The 17,648-nt window shown below is 38.9% G+C and carries 12 protein-coding genes; 5 read left to right on the top strand and 7 right to left on the bottom strand.

Features of this window, described 5'->3' with window-relative positions; all coding sequences use genetic code 11:
* Positions 1–16 precede the first annotated feature (16 nt).
* Together METTI_RS15230 and pyk are read right to left on the bottom strand one after the other, a co-directional pair.
* Entirely contained in the window at positions 17–1,735 is a 1,719-nt protein-coding gene (locus tag METTI_RS15230) for a sensor histidine kinase (RefSeq protein ID WP_023845871.1), read from the bottom strand.
* A gap of 96 nt (positions 1,736–1,831) precedes the next feature.
* Positions 1,832–3,271 (bottom strand): pyruvate kinase, encoded by a 1,440-nt coding sequence (gene pyk / locus METTI_RS10855; RefSeq protein WP_023845870.1) that lies wholly within the window; start codon positions 3,269–3,271, stop codon positions 1,832–1,834.
* A gap of 183 nt (positions 3,272–3,454) precedes the next feature.
* On the opposite strand from pyk, the gene METTI_RS10850 reads away from it, so the two are divergent.
* Complete coding sequence (locus tag METTI_RS10850; protein ID WP_023845869.1) at positions 3,455–6,502, top strand: FAD-binding and (Fe-S)-binding domain-containing protein; 3,048 nt, start codon at positions 3,455–3,457, stop codon at positions 6,500–6,502.
* 858 nt (positions 6,503–7,360) lie between these two features.
* Here METTI_RS10850 and METTI_RS10845 read toward each other — a convergent pair.
* From METTI_RS10845 to METTI_RS10835, 3 genes are all read right to left on the bottom strand, one after another.
* A complete protein-coding gene (locus tag METTI_RS10845) occupies positions 7,361–7,621 on the bottom strand; it encodes a hypothetical protein (protein WP_156916276.1) in 261 nt (86 codons plus the stop codon).
* Between the two features lie 32 nt (positions 7,622–7,653).
* The gene (locus METTI_RS10840; RefSeq protein ID WP_023845866.1) at positions 7,654–8,106 is read right to left on the bottom strand and encodes a phosphate-starvation-inducible PsiE family protein; all 453 of its coding nucleotides are present in this window, start codon (positions 8,104–8,106) and stop codon (positions 7,654–7,656) included.
* Positions 8,107–8,452: 346 nt separating this feature from the next.
* Positions 8,453–8,812 carry a hypothetical protein gene (locus METTI_RS10835; RefSeq protein WP_156916275.1) on the bottom strand — a complete coding sequence of 120 codons (360 nt, stop codon included), beginning with the start codon at positions 8,810–8,812 and terminating at the stop codon, positions 8,453–8,455.
* A gap of 126 nt (positions 8,813–8,938) precedes the next feature.
* Here METTI_RS10835 and METTI_RS10830 point away from each other — a divergent pair, with 126 nt between their 5' ends.
* Positions 8,939–9,574: a hypothetical protein gene (locus tag METTI_RS10830; RefSeq protein WP_156916274.1), complete on the top strand. Its 636-nt coding sequence runs from the start codon at positions 8,939–8,941 to the stop codon at positions 9,572–9,574.
* A gap of 83 nt (positions 9,575–9,657) precedes the next feature.
* On the opposite strand, the gene METTI_RS10825 is transcribed toward METTI_RS10830, so the two are convergent.
* Together METTI_RS10825 and METTI_RS10820 are read right to left on the bottom strand one after the other, a co-directional pair.
* Positions 9,658–9,852 carry a hypothetical protein gene (locus METTI_RS10825; RefSeq protein ID WP_023845863.1) on the bottom strand — a complete coding sequence of 65 codons (195 nt, stop codon included), beginning with the start codon at positions 9,850–9,852 and terminating at the stop codon, positions 9,658–9,660.
* Positions 9,853–9,931: 79 nt separating this feature from the next.
* Entirely contained in the window at positions 9,932–10,426 is a 495-nt protein-coding gene (locus METTI_RS10820) for a flavodoxin family protein (RefSeq protein WP_023845862.1), read from the bottom strand.
* Between the two features lie 282 nt (positions 10,427–10,708).
* Here METTI_RS10820 and METTI_RS10815 point away from each other — a divergent pair, with 282 nt between their 5' ends.
* The 3 genes from METTI_RS10815 (at position 10,709) to METTI_RS15225 (ending at position 17,645) form a co-directional block, all read left to right on the top strand.
* Positions 10,709–11,590, top strand: a complete 882-nt coding sequence (locus METTI_RS10815; protein WP_023845861.1) for a PKD domain-containing protein — start codon at positions 10,709–10,711, stop codon at positions 11,588–11,590.
* Between the two features lie 271 nt (positions 11,591–11,861).
* Entirely contained in the window at positions 11,862–14,690 is a 2,829-nt protein-coding gene (uvrA, locus tag METTI_RS10810; RefSeq protein WP_023845860.1) for an excinuclease ABC subunit UvrA, read from the top strand.
* 252 nt (positions 14,691–14,942) lie between these two features.
* Positions 14,943–17,645 (top strand): histidine kinase N-terminal 7TM domain-containing protein, encoded by a 2,703-nt coding sequence (locus METTI_RS15225; RefSeq protein ID WP_023845859.1) that lies wholly within the window; start codon positions 14,943–14,945, stop codon positions 17,643–17,645.
* Positions 17,646–17,648: the final 3 nt, after the last annotated feature.

Below are 17,648 nucleotides of genomic sequence, written 5' to 3'. Positions count from 1 at the left end.
AGCTGTTCTGCCAGAGTTATGCTTTTTCCAGCGTGACCCAGAAAACAGAACCTTTTCCTTTCGGGTTATCCTCAACACCTACGCTACCTTTGTGGATCTCAACGATTCTTTTTACAATAGCAAGTCCAAGACCGGTTCCTTTTACACCTTTCTTATCAGCACGCTGGAACCTGTCAAAAATGAATGGCTTTACATCATCCGCAATACCATCGCCTTCATCAGCAACCATTATTTTCCAGAATTTATCATTGTCCCGGACAGAAATAGAAATTGTGCTGCCAGCAGGACTGTACTTCAAAGAATTAGAGACAATATTGGAAAAAACATCTTCAATTACATCATTGACACGTGAATAATATTCAGTTCCATTTTCATAGACCAGATTGATTCCTTTCTTTGAAAACTCGTGTGAAAAACCGTCAACAACCGAATGCAGTATTAAACCGATATCCTGGGACTTAAACTCTATCTCTTTATCAGATTCAAGTTTAGCAAGTTTTGCAGCAGAACTTATCATTGCGGCCAGATGATCAGTCTGGCCACATATCATCTTTAAAGATTCCTTTTTTTCAAGATCAATCTCTTCTGCATAAAGTACATCGCTAAAACCTCTGATTACATTTACCGGGTTCATCAGGTCATGTCTCATAATGTCTGTGAAGAGATCCTTGATCCTGTTTGATGATTCAAGTTGGGATTTCTCTTTCTTGTCATGCATCCAGCGTGAATGGACTGAAAAAAGGACAAAAATCAGAATTATGAATCCCAGAATATACCAATGCTGGATGAATGCATCCTTAAGAGTTATTTTTCCGTAGTCAGCATACATTCCATATCTGAGATCACGCATGAGGACAGCCACAGTGTTGTAATCTGCCGGAACTGTCCAGCCACTAGCACCTATAGAAATTGCTGCTTCACTGTCCGCAGGCATGGTCAGCAGGGCTATTGCCATGCTTTTTGAAACTTCATCAGATGTTGATGCTGTCTTTGCAAAAACCCAATCCGGGTAAAGTGCAGTGCTGGCTGAAAACGGATAATCATCATATTCTTTCTTGTTCAGGATTTTGATGTCATCTGTGTCTATGCTCCCTTCTTCTATCATATATTCCAGAAAACCTGTCCGGACAGTACCGGCATCGGTATCTCCTTCAATTACAGAAAATACCGTATTTCTCTGGGAATTGCCAAAGGTCATCTCGCTGAAATCATTGTTGTTTATTCCATTCAGATGGAATTCTCCTTTTGCAGCCAGATATCCTCCTAAGGAATTTTCACTTACAGCCATGAATGAATTGCCTTTTAAGTCCTGCAGGGAATTGATATCAGTTCTGTCAGCACTTGTAAAAATAGTTCCTCCCAGACCAATATATGATGTGTTGTTCCATTCTGGCTGGAATGTTGCTATCCTGCTGGCCCCATGGGCACGTGCCATTTCCACGTAGAGTAAAGGGTTGCAATAAAAGAAATCGATGTTATCTGTTTCCAATTTAGGGGAAAACTCATCATATTCAAGAGGAACAATCTCAAAACTGGAGTTTGGAATACTATCTGACAGATAATCAACTACCGGCATCCATGCCTGTTTAGTAAAATCTTTATCTTCGTAAATCGAAAGAACGGCAATCCGGTAGCTATGAGATTCATCCGGCTCACAGCTTACGATGGGAACAAAGAACATGCTAAATATGAACAAAAACAGCGCTAATCTTGAAAAAATATGGAGTTTTTCCATTTTCCCAACACCCAATACGTGCAAACGTGCAAAATATACTATTTTGCTAACTATATTTATGTTTTTGGAAACTGAATTTACAAATTGACAAAAAAATCATTCAGCAACAATAAACTTCAGGAAATTAGTGCCACCGGATCTACCACCACCAGGAACCTGCCCCTGTGTTAAAAGAACCAGATCCCCAGGTTCAATATTTCCCAGCCTTTTAAGGGAATCCATGATTGTAGCTTCCCATTCATGGACTTTCAATATGACAAATACAGGATAAACCGCATACTGCAAGGTAAGCTGTTCACACGTCAGTGAATTGCGGCTGAATGCCAATATCCAGACATTTGGCCGGAACCGGGATATCAAACGTGAAGTTTTTCCGGATACAGTAGGAGTTATTACGTAACGAACCGGGAGACTGCGAAGAGCTTCATTGACCTGTATAGAGATTACATCCTCGATAGTCGGATTCATTTTATGTATTGCTTTTGTCATTAACTCAAGCCCAAGAGTGGTGTGATCACGCCATTTTTCCGTTGATTTTGCAATTGTAGCCATCATCTTTACTGTTTCAACAGGATATTTTCCTACTGCAGTTTCTCCAGACAGCATAACTGCATCTGTGCCGTCTATTATTGCATTTGCCACATCTGTTGCTTCAGCTCTTGTAGGACGGATGTTACTTATCATCGACTCAAGCATTTGCGTGGCAGTAATTACCGGTTTGCTGAGAAGGTTTGCTTTGTGGATGATCTTCTTTTGTATGATAGGAACTTCCTCAATAGGAACCTCCACTCCAAGATCACCACGTGCTACCATTATAGCATCGGTCTCCTGCAAGATAGAATCAATATTCTTCACTGCCTGTTCACGTTCTATTTTTGAAACAAGGAATGCTGTTTTCCCTTTTGATTCAATATAGTTGCGTGCCTGTACAACATCATCTCTGGATTCTATAAAAGAAAGACAGAATATGCTAATACCTTCTTTCAAGGCAAAATCTATAATTTCAAGATCCTTTCCCGTTATCGGACTTACATATATCTTTGAACCGGGCAGATTAATACCTTTTTTAGAGAAAAGCGGACCGCCTACAACGACTTTACAATGAATATCCTCATTTTCTATTGCATCACAATTGAGCTGAATAAAACCATCACTAAGATAAATCGGACTGCCTGGTAAAACACTATCTGCAATCTGTTTATACTGAACAGGAATCACTGAATCCTTTCCAAGAATATCCTTTGTAGTTAAAGTAATCCGGTCATTTTTTCTCAATATCATGGGTTCATTTTCAATTACACCAACCCTGATTTTCGGACCCGGGAGATCCGCCATGATTGCAACCACCTGATTAAGTTCATCAGCAGCATCCCTGATCCTCTTGATAAGTTTGCGATGGTCATCCATATCACCATGAGAAAAGTTCAGACGGGCAACATTCATTCCGGCAATAATGAGCTCCCTGATCATTTCCGGAGATGAGGTTGCAGGGCCGATTGTACATACGATCTTTGTTTTGTGGTCAGGCAAATCCATACATTATCCCACCTTAAAGATATTCAGTAATCAATATAATTGTTCTTATGGAACTGATTAAATTTAGGTTTATTTGGAAGTATTCAAGTCAGTATATATAGGGACATATAGAGATACCATATAATCACACGTCTCTAAAAATATTTTAAATATAAGAATCCAATATATATTATGGGGTTTATCATGGCAAATTCAACATTTGAACTAAGTGAGCAACAAAAAAAGGAACTCTCCGATATTTTTGGCAGAGGGGTCAATTTCAAAGACAAGGAAAGACACTTTTACACACATGATGTGGGAGCATTACCTTCACTCATAAAAACAATGGTGGGTAAGTCCAAGCCCGCAGCAATTGTAAAAGTAAAGAATGAAGAAAAAGCTGTTGAACTTATTAATTTTGCACGTAAATACAAAATTCCTGTTGTTCCAAGAGCAGGAGCCTCATCCGGGTACGGTGGAATCATTCCTACAAAAGGAGGAATTATTGCCGATGTAACTCCCATGAGACATATAATCAATCTTGACAAGGATAATCTCAGAGTTACCGTGGGAGCAGGTGCCGTGTGGTACAACCTGGAGGAAAAGCTCAACGAGGAAGGACTTGCAGTACAGGCTGTACCTTCAAGTGCAATGTCTGCAACCGTTGGTGGCTGGCTTGCCCAGAATGGTGTGGGCTATGGAAGTTACGAATACGGCTGGTCACAGGACACTATGGAATCTGCAAGGGTTGTCCTTCCAAATGGTGAAGTGAATGATTTCTCAGGTGAGGAACTGGGAAAGATAATCGGAACCTTTGGAGCCACCGGAATTATTACGCAAATTACCCTGAAACTCAGGAAATACGAAAAGACTGGAGCAATCTCTGCAAAATTCCCTGATGCATCTTCAATGAAAAAGGCTATCAAGATGGTCGGGGAGAAAAAAGTCCCGGTATGGGCAATCTCATTCTTAAACCCGCAGTGGGCTGATATGAAGAACAAAGCTCCGTACAAAACACACTACGGAGAAACAGTGGATGAACACAGGCCGGAACTGCCGCTTTCCTACATCTGCAATTTCGCTTATCCTGTATCAAGAGACGTAAGCGCCCTTGAAAGTATTGTAAAAGAAGCTGGCGGAGAGATACTGCCAGATGAAATTGCCGAGCATGAAACACAGGAATGGTTCAGGTCAATGAAAGTGAAGAGGCTTGGTCCTTCATTCATTCCGGCTGAAGTTGTTGTTCCTGTTGACAAAATAGATACTATTTTCAATGAAATTGAGAAGAAAATTGGTTTGCCTGTCCTTGTTGAAGGAATGGTCACCAAAGGCGAAGAAGCCATCATGCTCTGTTTCATGCCTCACTCGGAAAGGTCTTTTAAATACAATCTTGCCTTCCCGCTTGCCCTGAGTATTGTAAAAATAGCAGAGGAGAATGGCGGAAGGATTTACGCTTCCGGCCTTTATTTTGCAAGTCAGGCTGAGAAGGTTTACAGGGACCGGTTCAAACTCATAAAGGAATTCAAGAAAGATGTTGACCCTGATGACATCATGAACCCTGAAACAATGACAGGCAAATCCATGATTAATACAGGACTTTCCATGGCAAAAACATTCGAGCCAATGGCACGTATGGTCGGAAACATGTGTGGAGTAGGGCACCAGGAATTCAAGGATGAAAAAGGACTGCCCGGGGATATCATATCACATGCATTCACCTGCGCGCAGTGCGGTTATTGTGTTAACGAATGTGACCAGTACTACGGTCGTGGCTGGGAATCACAGTCGCCTCGTGGAAAGTGGTTCTTCATTAAGGAATACCTTGCAGGAAAAATGCCCCTTGACCAGGAACAGGTTGACACATTCCTTGCATGTACAACCTGTGAAATGTGTGACTATTATTGTCAGCTTGACCTGCCAATTGAACGCTCGTGGATGACACTGAGAGAGAATTTAGTCCAGAAGAGAGGTATGATGACAATCCCTCCGTTTGAAATCATGGCTCAGAGTCTGGACAACCAGAGGAACATCTGGGCGAATTACAGGGTTGACAGGGATAAGTGGATACCTGATGATCTCAGGCCTAAAATAAAGGATAAGGCAGAAATTGCTTACTTTGCAGGATGTACTGCCTCCTTTGTTGAGAAGGATGTTGCTGTGGGAACTGCAAGGCTGCTTGATGAGGCAGGAATTGAGTTCACAACCCTTGGTGATAAGGAAGCATGCTGTGGTATACCCATGCTTGTTGCCGGAAAGTGGGATGTGTTTGAGAGAATCCTGAAAATGAATATTGCCAATATGCAGAAAGCAGGTGCAAAGACCGTTGTAACTTCATGTCCTGCATGTCTGCTTATGTGGAGGACGATCTATCCACAGTGGGCTGAGAAGCTTGGAATGGATTTTGATATTGAGGCAAGGCATTATTCTGAAGTGCTTATGGATAAGCTGGATGTGCTCAAACCGAAGTTCAAGGTGCCACTGAACAAGACTGTTGCATGGCATGACTCATGTCACATCGGCAGAGCAGGTGCAGGAGTATATGATGCTCCACGTGAACTGCTTAAGGCAATCCCAGGTGTTGAATTTAAGGAAATGGAGCACAACCGTGAGAAAGCTCTCTGCTGTGGTTCTGTTGTGACTCTTATTGATGAGCCGCAGATCGCATCAAAGATTGGAAATGTCCGTTTGCAGGAAGCTGTTGACCAGGACGCTGATATTATGGCTGCTCTCTGTCCGTGCTGTGTTGTCCAGTTCAGGGTAGCTGCAAGGGAGAATGATGTCAACGTGGAGATTCAGGACTTAGGTGCACTTGCAGCACGCAGTCTTGGATATGACATACCTGACACAACCAATGATGCTCTTGCTGCATGGGCAGTCTTTGAGAAAATGATCGACCTGATGGAACCTGAGAACATGACCGACATGATGGTTGAACTGCTCCCTGATATGATCGGAGCCATGCCATCCTACATGCAGGCAATGATGAAGACGGTGAAGTATGTACCCGGCATGAATGCACTCATGAAACCGATGATGCCGAAAATGATGCCTATGCTCATGCCTTCACTGATGCCAAAAGTCATGCCAAAGATGCTCAAAGCTGTTGAAAAGAGAGTCCCAATGCCGGATTACATGAAGGAACAAATGCCTGACCTCATGCCCGCTGCAATGGAGAATCTCATGCCTAACATGCTTCCGCAGATTGCACCACTGCTAACGCCGAAAATGATCGAGTATATTAAGGCGAACTGAAGAATTAGATTTGTTTGACATTGCTTAAGGGCAGTGTCAAATTCTTATTTTATGCTACAATGCTCATAGGATTAACAGTAGTTTAAAATGTCGAATATATATAGTGTGAATTTACATCATTTGTTAAATCCAACAAAAGAAAAATTGTACAGTTTTGTTATTTTATTCCTTGGATTAAGCCTACCAAAAATTCTTAACTTATTCATTACGATCTTTGTTTCAAGAACTTTTGGACCAGAAAAATATGTAGAATATTTAATGTTTAAAGCTAACAATGTCCCATTAATCCTAGTTACGATCATAATGTATATCGTATGGGTTTATTTGCTAATCACTATTATTGTAAATATTTGTGAAAAATGTTCCTGTGAAAAGCTCAGTAAATAAATAGACATAGTACAAAATTTTGTAACTAGTAGTCTTTTTTAATTGAATTAAAGTGTGGCATCAAACAATCAGCTTTTACTATGTTGAAAATATCCTATTAATCAGTATGATATGAACAAAATTCTTTTAGCCTGACAAACTTGCACTAAAAAGAGATTACTTAAAAAGAAAAAGACCTTTTTCAAGATGCTGTTAATACTTTTCCTTTATTTGGCTATCCAATTAGAATAAAAAATCATGAACCTCCACAACATCGAGTGGGTAAATTTGAAAGGGATTACATTGGAAATCTGTTCCAAATTTACGGATCATATCCCGAATATAAGTATGGATAGTGTCACATGACAGGGATTCATAAAATATCGCCTTGTACTTATCATGTGGAGAATCACCAATTTTCTATAGGGCAATAAGACATTGTTGTCATAATTACCCACAAGATGTTGAAGAGGAACAAAATCATCTATCAGCTCATTTAAGGTTTTTAGATAGATCTAGTATGACAAGATCACCAATATTTTCTGATTTTCTTTTTGCTTCGTCTATTTGAGAAAGTACTACGTCTAATTTTTCATCCGCATAATCGGTAGTTCCACTAAAGATTGTCTCTATAGATGAATCAGAAGTTATTACATTAATCTGATTCAGATCGCACCATATCTTAATTATATGATCTACGTTGATGCGTGAATTTCCTAATGTTTTCATATAAACCGTATACACTATCCCCATCTCCTTATAATTGCATTCAAAAATATTTTTCCTTATTGTATGGTTTGTAACTGATTGGTTTTAATAGGCGGATATTTAACAGCCATTGCTCTTATAATGCCCAATGTTAGTATTAATACAGACATTCCTAAGATAAATTGGTAATCAAATCTTTGAACATATACACCTACTGCGATTTCACGCATAACTATTAAGATCGTAGCATCAGTCACGTATGTAATTCTGATTTCTTCATGTTCACGATAATCAACAAATGTTTTGAAAAGGTCTATAAGGACAAAGATAGTAAGAACACCAGATACCACCTGGGAAAAACCACCATTTGAAGACCCATAAAACATTGATTTTATGTCAAATAGGATATTTGCGACCCCAACAAGCAAGGCTAGCAACAATATATAAAGGATGATGCTAGTAACAAAATCAGTTACCTTTTTGAATATTATTTTCTGACTTATTCTATGCATATTAAAATGTGTTTTCATTAAGTGCTCCCTTGTAAAGACAATAATATATATAAAATCAGATAAATAGGTAGATTTAAAAGCATTTACTATAAGGAGTTATAACCAGTTATAGATTTCCCTCTCCAATGTTATCGATTTAAAAGAAGGCGACTCGGCCTTTTAATTAAAAACTTACGTTTTAATCATTTTATCAGTTGTTACCTACATAATGTTCTATTCTTACTTAATCCCGCATACAAACTTTTTACCGAATATCTTGTCACGTTTCTGGATATCCTTGCAGTCAAATGGGAATTGATTAAATAAAGATAAAGAATATTCAAAATACTTGAGGAAATTTTATCTTCGCTTGTAAGATTGTGGTTTATATAACAGAAATGCCAGACTTTTTTCTCATGTACAGCATTACTACCAAAATAGTTGCCATACCACCAAGTTCATTCATTAAACGATTAAATTCGACATCTAAGAAGTATGTTGTTACCATAACAGCAAACCAGATGAAAATAGCAATTACTGTACTTTTTAAATCAGTTCTATATTCTATTTCTTTTACTTCCTCATCTTCTTTAACTATGATTCCTGATAAGAAATAAGCAAAAAGGAACACTAAAAAAATAACAGGGCCAAGTATCATCCAGAAATAAAACTGGGGTAGTTCTGGTAAAGCGTCTCTGAAAGTTATAAGAATTATAGAAAGAAAAAAGGCTCCTACACCACCCATTATTCTCTCACGTATTGTTATTTTTCGTCGTTTCATCATTACACACATCATTAATATAGAAAAATAGAATACTTTTTAACAATATTTTTAATAATGATAAATAAGCTATACTATGTTATGAATTTTATGGAAACAAAAAAGCCATTGATACTTTTTGTTTTACTAGCCTGTTTACTCATTTCAGGCTGTGTTGGTGGAGAAGATGAAAGTGTATCTGAAACGGATTCGGAGTCAGGTATTACTCCCGATGTTATAATTGACTCCAGTGATGTACCGGGACTTAATTTAGATAACTATTATTTCTATGCAGTTCCTGAAAGCGACATTTACACTCACAACTCCTCTTCCGGGAGTACATATAAAGACACTCTACCATCAGGTACCCGCAATGTTGGAGAGAAATCATATTGGATGGATGAATCCGGGCAACATGCAGTAACCGTTGAAATTGAAAGATATGATTCTGATGAAGGACTGGAGGCAATGTTTGAAAACGGAAAAGAATGGATGGAAATTCTCAGAAAGTTAGACCCACAGGATGCGAACTTGCCGTGGGCAGAATATGAAGATGATACTTGCAACTTTGGCACTAATGGATATTATCAAACAAAGTCCTCCTTAGATGAATCTGATGTTTCACGTACTAACATATTATTCATGACATCTAATAATGAATTGGTAACTATAAATGTAAGAGATGAAACAGGCAAAGACCGGGATGAAGCTATGAGAATTGCCAAAATAGTCGAAGAAAGGCTTTGAAGCAAATCTAATAAGCTTAAAAATAAAGAAAACAGAGAAAGAGATGAATCATAAAGACCCATCCCCTATTCATTTTTTGAGAATTACTTTGGAATTGGTTTGTCAGGCGTTACGCCATAGTATTCTGTTCTTGCCTTGCCCCATGGACAACCTTTCGCGCCAAAAATCTTAAGTTCAAGATTCTGGATAGCTTTGAAAAAGCCATTTCCGGCACGTGCACCTCTGCATACAAGACAGTAGTTCTCACAGAATACTGGAGCTTTCTTCTGGTCTGTCACTAATTATCCCTTCCGTTGGTCTCTAATTTGTTTAGATTGGTTTGTCGTTTTTCCAGATAAAGATAAGTCAGACAGATTTTTATAATTTTGCCTGAATTTCCTTTGCGAAGTCTTTTGCCTTCTGGATACGGGATTCATCTGGTTGGCCTTTTGTTGATGGACCCATCTTTCCAAATTCCTGCATCTGTGGGTCATCTGCCTGAAGGAGCATGTCGATAACAGGCTGTGCGAGTTCTCCCTGGCAGTCAAATGAACCAAGAACGTTTGCGCCTGCTGCCGCTTCCTTGCATGAGCCTGTCCATGAGTGAATTGCCTCAAAGCCTTCAGGAACTGCATGGGTCATAAATATTGCAATGTTCTTGCCGGCGGTTTTCTCGCTTATGAATGACTTCACCTTAGGAGGAATGTCAAACTGCATAACAGGGAATCCGATAAATGCAAGGTCGTAGCCTTCAAGGTCTGCAACGTCATTGATTGGTTTGATGTCTTTTTCGCCTTCAAGTTCACCATAAATGGCTTCTGCAATCTTCTGTGTGTTTCCGGTCTGGGTCAGGTATGTAACGAGTGTCTTCATAATGAAATCCTCTTTTTTGTGGATATTAAGAGTATTTGCTATAGATTTATATAGATAAGCGTTAGAAAACTGTAGCTTTTTTAATGTGATACAAAATTATGACTCACAAAAAGAGTCTGCATTCAGGTAATCTATTAACCATTACACTCAAAGATAATACATCTAAATTAAAAAATACATTATTTATACATCTTAATTTTTAAGAAAAAGGAGAGTGGAGTTTCAAAAATAGAATTTGATTCAACCGACTTAATTCAGAATCAAAAAGCAAATATGATGCAAATGATGAAAAACAGATTAATCGTCCCTATCTTAATATTCTTTCTCGTAGTATTAACCGGATTTGCAGATGCAGATGCAAATCCGGAAACAATAACAAACCCGGGAGTTGTAGCTGAAAACACCCACATCACAATAAAATCAGGTGAAACTCTTATGGTGAATTCCGGAGAGAGCCTCATGATTGAAGCCGGTGCAAGTCTCACCGTAGAAGCAGGAGCTAAAATAGAATTTGCTTCAGGTTCACAAACAGAAATCTATGGAACTCTCACAAACTATGGAAAAATAATAAACTATGGAACAATCAACAATTATGGAAACATTGTTAATTACGATTACCAGCGTATCCCCGGAATTATCAACAACTATGGAAGCATTAATAATTACAAGAATATTAAAAATTACAGCGTGATTAATGGCGGGTTTAATAACGCTCCAATAGCTGTGATTACAGCTCCTGAAAAAGTTCTTGTAAATACTAGCACAACTATTTACGGAACAAACTCAAGTGACGAGGATGGGTTAATTGTTCATTATATGTGGGATTTTGGAGATGGTGACACTGCAAGCAACAATAATGGAGTTTGTTCCCACATTTACCGGAAAACCGGGACTTATACAATAACATTGACAGTGGAAGATAATGAAAGTACTGTCAATTCCAGTACCCTGACTTTAGTAGTTGCAGATAGTCTGGAAGAAAAAACGTTTTTTTCTACGCTGACACAGGAAGGCAGCATAACGGAAAATGTTGCAGAAGCCGTATCAACTATAGCTCCCACATCAACTAGAAGCATGCTGAATATGGATTTCTCCTCTTTAATTCCTCCTGCAATTGCCATAATGATTTTGTGTTTGATTCTCAGTATTAAAGTAAAAAAGTGAAATGAAAGTATATTCTTCCGGCTGAATCAGAATACTGAGTAACTGATTATGTAATAATACTTTCACCCTGCTTACATCTTCGTTAAATACAAAATTCTACAATTAGCAATATATGACAGAGTTTGAGAAAAGAGTAAAACTGATAACAACAATCAGGAGTATTCAGAAAAAGAGTGCTGCTTCCAGAGATAAAAGAAAAAAGCAGGCATTTTTCTGAAATTTGTTCGCCATACCACAAACTATACTTATTAGTAAGGCATCAGAGTAGACAATGTCATTGAGCAGCATCAGGATAAAGGGTGCCAAAGAGCACAATCTTAAGAATATTGACCTAACCCTGCCACGTGATAAACTTATAGTTATCACAGGGCTCAGTGGTTCTGGAAAATCATCACTTGCTTTTGATACCATTTATGCCGAAGGACAGCGCAGGTATGTTGAGTCACTTTCAGCATATGCAAGGCAATTCCTCGGGCTTATGGAAAAACCGGATGTGGAGTACATCGAAGGACTCTCACCTGCAATTTCTATCGAGCAGAAAACTACAAGCAAAAATCCCCGATCTACCGTAGGAACCGTCACTGAAATCTATGACTACCTGAGACTGCTCTTTGCCCGCATAGGTATCAGGCACTGCCCTGATTGCGGACGTATAATTGAAACCCAGAGTGTTGACCAGATAGTTGACAGCATAATGAACATGCGTGAGGGAACAAAAATACACGTACTTGCCCCACTTGTCAGGGAAAGGAAAGGAGAATACAAGAAACTACTTCTGGACCTTCGCAGCGAAGGTTTCACAAGAGTACGTGTTGATGGTGAGATTCACCTGCTCGAAGATGCCGAAGACATTGAACTCGGGCGTTATTTCAAACACAATATCGAAATCGTTGTCGACAGGCTTGTGATTAAAGAAGGAATTGAGGAAAGACTTTCAGATTCCGTGGAAACAGCACTTGAGAAAAGTGGTGGGACTATCACAGTTCAGGTACTTGACGGGGAAGAACTTACATTCAGTGAAAAACTGGCATGTACTTCATGTGGTATAGGCTTTGAGGAAATGGAACCAGCGGCATTCTCATTTAACAGCCCGCAGGGTGCATGTCCTGAGTGTCACGGTCTTGGAACTTCAATGGAATTTGACCCTGACTTAATAGTCCCTGATAAAAAGCTCACCCTGAATGAAGGAGCTGTAGAACCCTGGTACAGCAAGAAAAAAGATGGGTACTACATGCAATCACTTCAATCTCTTGCAGATCATCTTGGATTCTCAATGGATGTACCATTTGAGGAACTTGACTCTGGAATTCAACACATTATATTCTACGGAAGCGAGGAGCTTATTCCGTTTGTTCATGTTGGAAGAAACGGTGGAATGTGGAAACACAAAGGACGCTTCAAGGGAGTTATTGCTAACCTTTCAAAAATCTATGAAGGAACTGAATCCGAGAACAGTAAGGAAAGAATGAGCCGGTACATCAGTACCAAGCCATGTCTTACATGCCACGGGAAAAGACTAAAACCTGTCACACTTGCAGTAACCATTGACGGCAGGAATATTATTGATACCACAGAAATGTCTGTGGAAGAAGCTCTGGAATTCTTCAAGGAACTTGAACCAAAGCTCAATGAAAGAGAATACACTATTGCCCGTCTTATACTCAAGGAAATAAAAGCAAGACTTGGATTCCTTGTTGACGTAGGGCTTGATTACCTTACACTTAGCCGTTCAGCAGCCACACTTTCCGGTGGTGAAGCACAGCGTATCAGGCTTGCAACACAAATTGGATCAAGTCTTATGGGTGTGCTCTACATTCTGGACGAGCCGAGTATTGGCCTTCACCAGAGAGACAATCTAAGGCTTATAACGACCCTGAAGCATCTAAGGGATATCGGAAATACAGTCCTTGTAGTTGAACATGATGAGGAAACCATATGCAACTCTGACTATGTTGTCGATATGGGGCCCGGAGCAGGAATCCACGGAGGAGAAATTGTTGCCGAAGGGACTCCTAAACAGATAATGAAAAACAAGGATTCCACTACCGGAAAATATCTCAGTGGAAAAATCAGGATTGAAATACCTGAAACAAGAAGGGAACCTACGGGCACAATGATACTTCGAGGTGCAAGCCAGAACAACCTCAAAAATGTGGATGTTGAATTCCCACTTGGAATATTGGTCTGTGTTACCGGTGTATCAGGTTCCGGTAAAAGTACGCTTATCAATGAAACACTTAACAAGGTGCTTGCAAAGCAACTTAATAAAGCCAGGGACATCCCTGGAAAATACAGTTCAATTGAAGGTCTGGAAAATGTAGACAAGGTTATTACAATCGACCAGTCACCAATAGGACGGACACCCAGATCCAATCCTGCAACTTATACAAATCTTTTTACTCCAATCAGGGAACTCTTTGCCCAGACAAAGCTGGCACGTACCAGGGGTTACAAACCGGGACGTTTCAGTTTCAATGTCCGTGGCGGACGCTGTGAAGCATGTTCCGGTGACGGTATAATTACAATAGAAATGCATTTTCTGCCTGATGTGTATGTTCCATGTGAAGTATGCCATGGAAAACGCTACAACAGGGAAACCCTGGAAGTTACTTACAAGGAAAAAAACATTGCCGAAGTCCTTGATATGACTGTGGAGGAAGCTCTGGAGTTCTTCGAGAATGTACCAAAAATCAGCAGGAAACTTGAAACATTAAACGATGTCGGCCTTGGATACATTAAACTTGGACAGTCATCTACTACATTATCTGGTGGAGAAGCCCAGAGAGTAAAACTAGCAACGGAACTGAGCAAGCGTTCAACAGGCAAGACTGTTTACATACTCGATGAACCTACAACAGGACTTCATTTTGATGACGTGAAAAAGCTCCTTGAAGTGCTGCAGAGACTTGTTGATGCAGGTAACACAGTAATTGTCATCGAGCATAATCTGGATGTCATCAAAACTGCAGACTGGATAATTGACCTTGGTCCAGAGGGCGGAGACCGCGGTGGAGAAATCATCGCACAGGGAACACCTGAAGAAGTATCGGAGAATAATATTTCCTATACCGGACAATTCCTGAAGAAAATGTTAGAATGAAATATTCCCATTTATTTATTTATTTATTTATTTATTTTTTAGAGATGTGCAACAATGCGCATATTGACGATTGCTAAAAATATCACCATCAATAGACATATTAGTATACAACATAACGCCAAACAAATATAATATTAGTTTATATATTTTGAATTACTATATGTAGTTGATACCTTCAATAATTCTAAAAAAACATAAGAAAGACTCACTATCAAAATGAGTCTGCTTAATACAAATCATAGATAAATAAATATGTATCTTAACTACTTTGCACTACCACTGATAGTACTGATAACAATTCTCAGTGCACTACTATTTCATGCAAGAAAACATAAAGAAGCAAATGGAACAACCTGTTTCTCATTAATGTTGATTGCAACAATAATCTATTCACTGTTTTATTCACTTGAAATTTCATCTACAAACTTTGACACAGCATTGATTTTCTATAAACTGGAATACATTGGTATTCCTTTTATCCCTGCTTTTTTACTTACATTTTCAATAAAATACACAGGAAAGAAACAATGGTTAACAGCACCCATTATTGTATCCATTTTTACGGTGCCGTTGATAACAATGATACTGGTATTCACCACAGAGAGACATTCACTTTACAACCAGAACCTGATGATGAGTACTAATACTCTTTTCCCGGCACTTAGCTTTGAGCCAGGCATATGGTATGCAGTACAGGAATTCTACAATGTACTATGTATAATGTTTAGCATATTACTCATGCTGAAAATGTGGCTTGAGGTAATCCCTGCCCTAAGAAAACAAATATCCATTGTTATGGCTGGTATCTTAATACCGTTTATGGTGCTTCTTCTTTATGTAGCTGGAATGTTTCCTGAAGGTCTTGATGCAATTCCTTATTCTCTTGCGTTTTGCGGACTGGTAATATACATGGGACTAACCCGGTATAAGCTACTGGATATCGCACCAATGGCCCGCAGTGCACTTTTTGAAAAAATACCTGATGGTGTAATCGTTCTTGACCAGATGCAGAGGATTGTAGATTGCAATGGATCTGCTAAACAGTTTCTGGGAATATCATCTGAAGATATTGGGAAGAATATTACTGTTCTTATGGAATGCTGGCCAGAACTTGACATTGCCAAGCATAACTCTGCTGAAAAAAATAGTATTGAAGTCCCAATGAAAGAAAATAATGGAAATACTATCTGGCTAAAAATAGATTTCCTGCCTATGTACAGTGATGATAATTATATTGTGGGCCAAATGATAATATTAAGGGACATCACAGAAAGCAAAAATGCAGAGGAAATTTTGCTTCAGACAAATCATGAACTTGAAGAAGCAACCGCAAGAGCACAATTTATGACTGCACAGGCAGAAATGGCAAACCGTGCAAAAAGCGAGTTCCTTGCCAATATGAGCCATGAAATCAGAACTCCCCTTAATGGTATAATAGGTTTTTCAGATATTCTTATGCAGACTGAACTCAGTAATAAACAAGAACGTTATATGCAGACTGTTTATACATCTGCAAATTCATTGCTTGATATTATCAATGATGTACTTGACTTTTCAAAAATTGAAGCCGGTAAGCTTGAACTTGATCCTGAAAGGACTGAAATTGCAGAATTGCTTGATACTATAACGGATATTGTACAATATCGTGCACAGGAAAAAGGACTTGATCTCAAACTTACTATACCGGATGAACTCCCATTCCATGTTACTGTTGATCATCTGAGGCTGCGTCAGGTACTTGTTAACCTCCTTAGTAATGCCATCAAATTTACAGAAGAAGGTGAAATTGAACTTAGAGTTGAAACAAATCCTGTACCAGATACTGATAATGAAATGGAGTTTATATTTTCCGTTATTGACACTGGCATTGGAATTGAAAACGATAAGAAAAAACTGATATTCGAATCATTCTCACAGGCAGATGGTTCTATCACACGTAAATATGGAGGAACCGGGCTTGGGCTTACAATATCCAACAGCCTTCTGCAAATGATGGATTCAAAACTGGAGCTTGAAAGTAATTTCGGAAAAGGAAGTACATTTTCTTTCAGGGTAACTCTGCCTGTTGAAAAATCAATTAAAGAGTCTGAAAATAAATCACCTTGCCACAACATTGCCAGAAAATGCAATGAAATCAGGAAATGTTCCATACTTGTTGCTGAAGACAATGAAACAAACATGGAACTTGCATGCATCATTATCTCTGATTTCCTGCCGGAAGCTGAGATACTCAAAGCTGAAAACGGCATAGAAGCTGTAAAAATTTTCCTGAATGGAAAGAAAAAAGGACAAAAAGAAGTTGACATGATCTTCATGGATGTGCAGATGCCTGAAATGAACGGACACGATGCTTCTATGAAAATCAGGGAAGTTGAAAACGAGATTGGTGGACATGTCCCTATTGTAGCTTTGACAGCCAGTGCGTTTAAAGGTGAAAAAGAAATGTGCATCCATTCAGGCATGGATGATTATATTACAAAACCTGTGGTATCAGATGTTATATATGATATCCTTAACAGATGGCTATATAACGAAAAAAGCGATGATGCGGAAGATGTCAAAAATGCAGAATTCACTGAATCTGAAAATAGGAATGAACCTGTCCACTTTGACAAAGCAAGACTTATGAATACCATTGCAGGTGATGATGAGACATATAAAAGACTCAGTACAATGGCACTGAGGTCAGTCTCTTCAAATTTTGAAGAAATCAACGATAAATACACAGAACAGGATTTTTGTGGTGTGAAGGAAACTGCTCACAGAATGAAAGGTGTTTCACTTAATATTGGTTTCAATATTCTTGCCAACATGGCAAAGGAACTGGAAGACTCTGTTGAGAATGGAGTAGAAAGTATTCCAGAAATGCTTGAAATTATTGAAAACGAGATAGAAGTGATTAGATCAGAAATTAAAAAACATATCAATGTACCTGAATGCGATACAATGATATGAAAC

The organism is Methanolobus tindarius DSM 2278, assembly GCF_000504205.1.
In the GTDB taxonomy this organism is placed as follows: domain Archaea; phylum Halobacteriota; class Methanosarcinia; order Methanosarcinales; family Methanosarcinaceae; genus Methanolobus; species Methanolobus tindarius.
This window is presented reverse-complemented; position numbering and strand designations above follow the sequence as displayed.